At 38.2% G+C, this 6851-nt stretch carries 7 protein-coding genes; 3 read left to right on the top strand and 4 right to left on the bottom strand.

The genetic code is table 11. The annotated features are described in order from the left end of the window. The first annotated feature begins 92 nt into the window (after nucleotides 1–92). Entirely contained in the window at nucleotides 93–368 is a 276-nt protein-coding gene (locus tag J4Q03_RS14080; protein ID WP_426048770.1) for a tail fiber domain-containing protein, read from the top strand. Nucleotides 369–425: 57 nt separating this feature from the next. Further along, the gene (locus J4Q03_RS14075; RefSeq protein ID WP_426048769.1) at nucleotides 426–1526 is read left to right on the top strand and encodes a tail fiber domain-containing protein; all 1101 of its coding nucleotides are present in this window, start codon (nucleotides 426–428) and stop codon (nucleotides 1524–1526) included. 554 nt (nucleotides 1527–2080) lie between these two features. Here the strand turns inward: J4Q03_RS14075 and J4Q03_RS14070 are convergent. The 4 genes from J4Q03_RS14070 to J4Q03_RS14055 form a co-directional block, all read right to left on the bottom strand. Further along, the gene (locus J4Q03_RS14070) at nucleotides 2081–2779 is read right to left on the bottom strand and encodes a DUF1826 domain-containing protein (protein ID WP_426048768.1); all 699 of its coding nucleotides are present in this window, start codon (nucleotides 2777–2779) and stop codon (nucleotides 2081–2083) included. 100 nt (nucleotides 2780–2879) lie between these two features. Next, the gene (locus tag J4Q03_RS14065) at nucleotides 2880–3455 is read right to left on the bottom strand and encodes a Crp/Fnr family transcriptional regulator (protein WP_426048767.1); all 576 of its coding nucleotides are present in this window, start codon (nucleotides 3453–3455) and stop codon (nucleotides 2880–2882) included. Nucleotides 3456–3490: 35 nt separating this feature from the next. Next, nucleotides 3491–4504, bottom strand: coding sequence for an NAD-dependent epimerase/dehydratase family protein (locus J4Q03_RS14060; protein WP_426048766.1), 1014 nt, complete (start codon nucleotides 4502–4504; stop codon nucleotides 3491–3493). 328 nt (nucleotides 4505–4832) lie between these two features. Continuing rightward, nucleotides 4833–5249 carry a hypothetical protein gene (locus J4Q03_RS14055; RefSeq protein ID WP_426048765.1) on the bottom strand — a complete coding sequence of 139 codons (417 nt, stop codon included), beginning with the start codon at nucleotides 5247–5249 and terminating at the stop codon, nucleotides 4833–4835. Nucleotides 5250–5476: 227 nt separating this feature from the next. On the opposite strand from J4Q03_RS14055, the gene glsA reads away from it, so the two are divergent. Next, nucleotides 5477–6490 carry a glutaminase A gene (gene glsA / locus J4Q03_RS14050; RefSeq protein WP_426048764.1) on the top strand — a complete coding sequence of 338 codons (1014 nt, stop codon included), beginning with the start codon at nucleotides 5477–5479 and terminating at the stop codon, nucleotides 6488–6490. Nucleotides 6491–6851: the final 361 nt, after the last annotated feature.

Here is a 6851-nt window from a genome sequence, read left to right as displayed (position 1 = left end):
TCAGAGAAGGCATTCGGCTTTAGGGAATTTAACCATAAAAGAGTATCAAAATTTAATGTCTAATCTATCTAAAAATGTAGCATAAAGAGTATATAAATTTTGTCTCAAAAATAGTTGCAAGTTCAATATACGATTACAATTATAAGGCAGACGAAAAGAAAGCGTTGTCAACCGGCGTCCTGGCGCAAGAACTCTATAAGGTTTATCCTATGGCAGTAACTCCCGGTGGAGAAAATGAAAAATCGCAACCCTGGCAGGTAGATTACAGTAAGCTTGTTCCGATTCTTATAAAATCAATTCAAGACCTGGAAATAAGAAATAAACTGCTCAAAACAAGAATTGCAGAATTGCGAAATAAAACCAACTAATCAAGGCTACCATAAAGTAGTAAGACATGATCACTTTTTATTTTAAATTTAATAATAATGAAAAATAACCTTTTCTTTATCGCTTTACTGGCAGGACTGAAAATAACCTTCGCCCAGGCAGGTAATGTAGGAATTAATACAACAACGCCTGTTAACACTCTAACCGTGAATGGAAATGCCTCTGTTGGCAGCAGTTATTCAAATATTCCGGCACCTGCGGATGGATTGATCATTGAGGGAAGAACGGGTATAGGAACCAGCAATCCTCTCAATATGCTTCATGTACAGGCCGACGCAGATATTTCTCAGCCATCAGCTCCTAATATTGTTGCCAGATTTGATCCAATGGGCGGATCAGATTTTAATAAAGAGGCAAGTATTATTGTCAACGGAGGCCGGGCAATTCTCGGATATTCCGTAGCTGGAAATAAATATGCCTTCCTAAGAGGAAATCAAGGTACTGATATACGTTTACAGGTTTCAGATGCCAATGCTACTTTGTTCAATGATACTTTTGTAATCTCGGCGGCGCTAGGCAATACAGGTTTTGTGGGTCTTAATACAGCCAATCCGCAGGCACGTTTGGATGTAAGAGGAAATATCAAGGCTTTGGCCGGAACCGGAACCCAAACCGGAGCAGTATGGAACGGGACTTCTAATTTTACTGGCTTTGAGGCTTTTACTACTGCCAGTGGAGATGCCTGGGTTGGAATACAGCGTTCCGGTACAGGCGCACCTCTGCACATAAGCAAGTCTGTGGGTTCGACAGACGGGTCAATGATCATTTTTGGTATTGACGGAGCCGGGATTGGTTCTATTATACATTCTGCCACAGGGGTAGCTTATGGTACCACTTCGGATATGCGTCTTAAGGAAAATATTCGTCCTTCTCAATTTGGTTTATCAACATTAAAAAAAATAGGGATATACGATTACAATTACAAAGCAGATGAAAAAAAGATATTATCAACCGGAGTTTTAGCGCAGGAACTTTATAAAATATATCCACAGGCTGTTACTCCAGGCGGAGACGACGAAAAAGCCAGACCATGGCAGGTAGATTACAGCAAGCTGATTCCGGTGCTCATAAAATCTGTGCAGGAACTAGAGAAAGAGTATGAGGAACTTGAGGCCCAGGTAAAAAAAATGGGAAAATAAGATTTAATTAAACCCTCATTAACTAGATAGTTAAGAATGTTGATTAAAATAAATCATTAATTCATTAGCACAACAGGCGTATATTCTAATAACACAAAATGACATAAGCGTTGCTATACGGCAGCGCTTGTTTTCAATTAATACTATTGATACTCCGTAAAATCCGTTGTTTTTCTCTTATAGGATGGAAGCACTGTCATAGAGATAATGATCTGGTCCGGTTACTTTGGAAACAAATGATATGTGCAATTCTTATCGACGATATTACGAAGAAGAATATTAACGTGTTAAATACGATGACACTTATGAATAAAAAAACCTTTATTTGATAAAACTATCCATAAAAGATGCTTTCAAAATTAAAAGCTATAAAGAAAAACACAGGAGTTGTTTAATTATTTTTTGCTAGTTTTATAATATTCATAACTTTGTAATAAATATTGTTGGTGGTTTGTATCTATCTCTTATTTTTCCCTTAATGGTGATAAATATCTGATTATAAGATTTTACAAATTCTGTATTGGCAAGTAGGCTGACAAATACCAACCCTCATTTTAGCAAATCAAAAGCAGCCTCCATTCCCCCTCATTTTCCACAGGAGCCCTGTGAACACACGGCAGGACTTGCTGACCCGGATGATCTACGGCCAGTTTCCAGAGATGTCCTGATCCTAGATTGATGGGCTGGGCATTGGGTTTCGGCTGATAATGCAGATCGAAGAAACAGTCTTTCAGGAACATGTCAAATTCTGCTGCCGGACCGTCGTGTAATTCTTTAAGCTTTTCCCGGATTTCAGGAATCAGGATCTTTTGTGTAGCCTGATCATTGGGTAAGATATCACTTGCGGCACCATGGTAGGTACATAAAAAAGTCTGGGTGCCAACAGGCGAACGGTCCACATGATACGAATATACATCTGTTGAAATGAAATCGAACTCCTCATCCCGCTCGTAACTTTTGAGTAAATTGAGTGAAGGGGAGGCTCCGAAATCAGTTAATTGCCGTACATCACTTAAGATAATTTCCCTTGCAGCATTCCCTTCTTCCGATAGTTGCAGTGCCATAAGGTCTTCAACGGAAACTTCTGTAATGTTCTCCTTTAATTGAAGTTTAGACACAATTTCATTAAAATCTCCGGTTAAATTTCTGTGCCAGCAAACTGCATTCATTGCTCCCTGAAAATTGGTGCTTATAAGTTCAGAAAAAGAAGAAACGACTCCAATGTGTTTGTGGTCAGAAAATTTTAAATTCATAAGAAGTTGTTTAATGCTCTGCAAAAATAAGGATTAGGCGGGAAGATAATGAAGATCAATATCAGATATTATTTGGGTTTTTATTCTTGGAATTACTTTTTTACATCAGTTTCCGGCGGATACGGCTCAGGCTTTCCGGCTTCATCCCCAGAAAAGAAGCAATATAGGTAATAGGAACATTATGCAGGATTCCCGGATAATTTTCAATAAGCTTCCTGTAACGTTTTTCTCCGGAAAGAGTAGCAAGCTCATTGGACCGGGTTTCATTATAAACAATAGATTTTTGGAAAACTTCTATGCTGAAATTTTTCATAGCTTCACTTTTTGAAGTTAGAGAATTGAGATCCGTCTTAGTGATTCTCAGGAGCTCACATTCGGTGATGCATTCAACATTTTCATTAGATTTTGTCGTATATATGAAATTAAAATAAGAAGTGAAAAATCCCGGAGGACAGTTGATATGCGTGGTCACTTCATCCCCATTTTCGTTATAATGGAACAGACGTAAATAACCTGATATAATATAATAAAGGTATTCCGGTACTTTTCCCGCTTCTTCAATAATACGGTTTTTTGGAAAAAGTACCGGTTCAAAATATTGGAAAATCAATTCCTTATCCATCTGGGAAAGAGGATGTCCGGATTGGATAAAATCAATTAATTTTTGCTGCATCATACCTTACAGTGATTATGTATTCAAATTTACAATAACTATTTCAACAGCTCTTTATGTTCCATTAAATAAAGTAATGCCTCTTTCACTGCCTCTTCAGGACTTTTGGGGTTGAATCCCAATTCTTTTCTTGCTTTTGTGATGTCGAAATTTTGCTGTAAACCCGAAAACATAGCAATATCTTTACGGGTCAGAACAGGCGGTCTTTTCTGGAGCTTAGCAGTAAGCTCCATGATTCCGGCAATAATAAATAAAATAGACTTAGGTACCGAGCCTGGTATTTTGATCTTCAGCTCAGGAAATAAGGTATTGGCCAGGATAGTAGTGTCAGTAATGGTCATGCACTTCTCATTGGCAAGAATGTAGCGCTCTCCGTTCCGGCCGTTCTGTGCAGCCAGATAGCAGCCTTCCGCTACATCTTTTACATCTATCCAGTTCAGGGTGATTTTAGTATCTACCGGAATTTCTTTGTTGAGAATGAGCTTTAAAACTCCATAAGAAACATTCAGTGGTAAAAAAGCTTCACTTCCGATCATTGCTGAAGGCATCACGGATACTATTTCTATTCCCAGCTTTCTGGCCAGTTCAAAGGCCAGCTTTTCACCGTCATTTTTAGAATTGTAATACATGTCCCTGCGGTCAGGATTGTAGCCGTTGCTTTCTTTGGTAGGGAGTTTTGTATAATCTAATGCTGCTATAGAACTTACATAAACAATACGTTTTACCCCTGCTTCAGCTGCGGCTTCAATAGTGTTTTTTGTTCCCTGAATATTCACATCATAAATTTCTGTTTTAGGATCCTGTGCCCACAGCTTGAAGGATGCTCCCACTGCATAGAACGTTTCCACACCCTGTAAAGCTTTTATAAAAGATGATTTGTCGGTGATGTCTGCCTGTACCACCTCACAGTCCAAACCTGTAAACGGTGCTTTATTTTTAATATTTCGTACACTGGCTCTTACAGGAACTCCTTTTTTAATAAGGAATCTTACCAGGTTATTTCCTAAATGTCCGTTGGCCCCGGAAACTAAGGCCAGATTTTTCTGTATCATAATGGCTTATTTTGATGACACAAAGTTCCTGTAACCGTTTGCCAATGCACTTGACTTTTGTTAGATAATAACGTTTCCTATGAAAAACAGCTGCCGTCCCATTATTGAGGCGGCTGCTGTTTTTTATTAATCTGAATTCGGATAAAGCATTTCTAATGTTGCAGGGAAGTTGGAAGACTGAAGTTATTATGCAGAGCATCTTGACAAGGATAACAACTGTAACTTCCGATCTCTTAATTCAGCGGTCATACTACTCATTTTCTTACTCAAATTCACATTATGCATTCTTTAATGAATAGCTGAAAGCATAATGTCATGAGATGATTGTTTATCCTGCTTTACACATGGCATCCCATGTTGTCCAGAAATGAGCATTTATAGCTCCTGGAGCCGGATTGGTACTGTCAGCAACAATACCTACCATGGAAGCGCAGTTCGAATTACAGCCTATTTCATTGTAACTTCCTGCCTGAGGCGGAATTTGGCGCCATGTACCCGTAGAACCGCTTAATAATTCTACTTTAATCTCAAAAATACCTGAAAGATTGGGAGTCTGGATTTGTTTTGTCGGATTGTCGCTTGAAACCGAATCACTCCAGTTACCCTGTGAAAATGTGACACGCCACGTAGAAATCATTTTAGCGGTATTGTTCTGAGGTGAAAGATAGACCCAGAATTGTGCACCTTCACCCAATTGAAGCTGGCCGGAAGAGTTGGCATTGAAGCTTGTGTTTGTAGTTTCCATATTGAATTATTTGTTGTTATTTTTTATTAATTGTTCTGTATTCCAAAGTAACAAAGAAGAATACAGCTGTTTTAGAGTACAAATGACCAATTACGGCTTTGGGTAGAAATACTTAGCACAGGAGAAAAGCTGTGAACTGATATTTTCCGGTAGATTTGCTGGCAGAGCAGGAAATACTTTATCTTTGTTTTCATGCTGATGATAAGTTGTTGGCCGAAAATACCTTTATGAACAATAATAGTTTCTTGCTTCCTGCAAAAGCAATCTGTCTTGCAGCTTTTCTTTCCTTAAATACGGTAATGTATGCCCAGAAAACAGCAAATATTTCTGCGATTTCGGAAAAAACCTTAAGCAGCATCCTGGAAAAAAACAGAACCTATTATACAGAGGGAAAAGTGGCTGATTACATTCCTGAGCTGGGAAAAATGGATGCCAAAGCAATTGCTTTTTCAGTAGTGCAAAAAAATGGAAAAGTGTTTAATGCCGGCGATGTTCATAAGAAATTTACCATGCAGAGTATTTCCAAAATCATTGCACTGATGATCGCTGTCAATGAAAAAGGCGAAGCAGATGTCTTTAATAAAATGGGCTATTTCGGAACCGATAAGCCTTTCAACCATTTTTCTAATCTTGAGACCACAGGCAAACCATTGAATCCGATGATGAATGCAGGAGCGATTCTTACCACTTCATTAATTTCTGGAGAAGGTGAAAAACCATTTTTTAAAATTCTGGATTTGGTACGGTATATCACCAAAAATAATACAATCGACTACAATACATCTGTTTACCAATCCGAAAAATCTACAGGACACCGTAACCGTGGCATGTTTTACCTGATGAAAAACAACGGACTGATCCCGGGAAATGAAGATCAGCTGGATAATTATTTCAAACAGTGCTCTATTGAACTGACAGCTGAAGATTTAGCTAAAATCGGTTATTTTTTTGCCAATCAGTGCGTTCGGTTTGATGGGGATTCTACCTATAAAAATGAAGAGTTGGCAAGATTGATACAGTCACAAATGCTTATTGCCGGAATGTACGAATTCAGTGGAGAATATGCCAGAACCGTAGGTTTGCCAAGCAAATCCGGTGTTGGAGGCGGAATTACGGTAAGTGTTCCCGGGAAAATGGGAATCGGTGTTTTCAGTCCCGCTTTAGATCAGCATGGGAACTCCTCAGCCGGTTACCATATGATTTTAGACCTGGTGAAACAGTATGATCTTAGTTTATTTTAAAGCTGATTCTTACGTTTATATTAAAACCAATTTCTTTGAGCCATACCACTCGAATGGTTTCAGGATGTTAAAATTCAAATTTAATACTTAAGTTTAAATTTCAGGGCAGCTGCTATGCCTGGGTAGTTGTTAATCATGGATGAACCCAATGATAAAATACAGTAAACTAAAACCCTTTGAATCGCATCGGTGATTTGAAAATTTCAAGGCATCAGTAAAACGGAGAATCATGGAAATTCAGAAAAGAAATTGCCAACATACAATTTAGAAAATAACTGATATTGATCTAACCTGTTTATTTTCATTGAATTAATTTCTTCGAAGACTGTTTTTTTGATGATAAATCACTTGAAATTTTATC

Origin of the sequence: Chryseobacterium sp. NFX27 (genome assembly GCF_049887855.1) — a bacterium.
Classification (GTDB): domain Bacteria; phylum Bacteroidota; class Bacteroidia; order Flavobacteriales; family Weeksellaceae; genus Chryseobacterium.
Note: the sequence above shows the minus strand (reverse complement) of the source record. Positions and strands in the feature narration are given on the sequence as shown.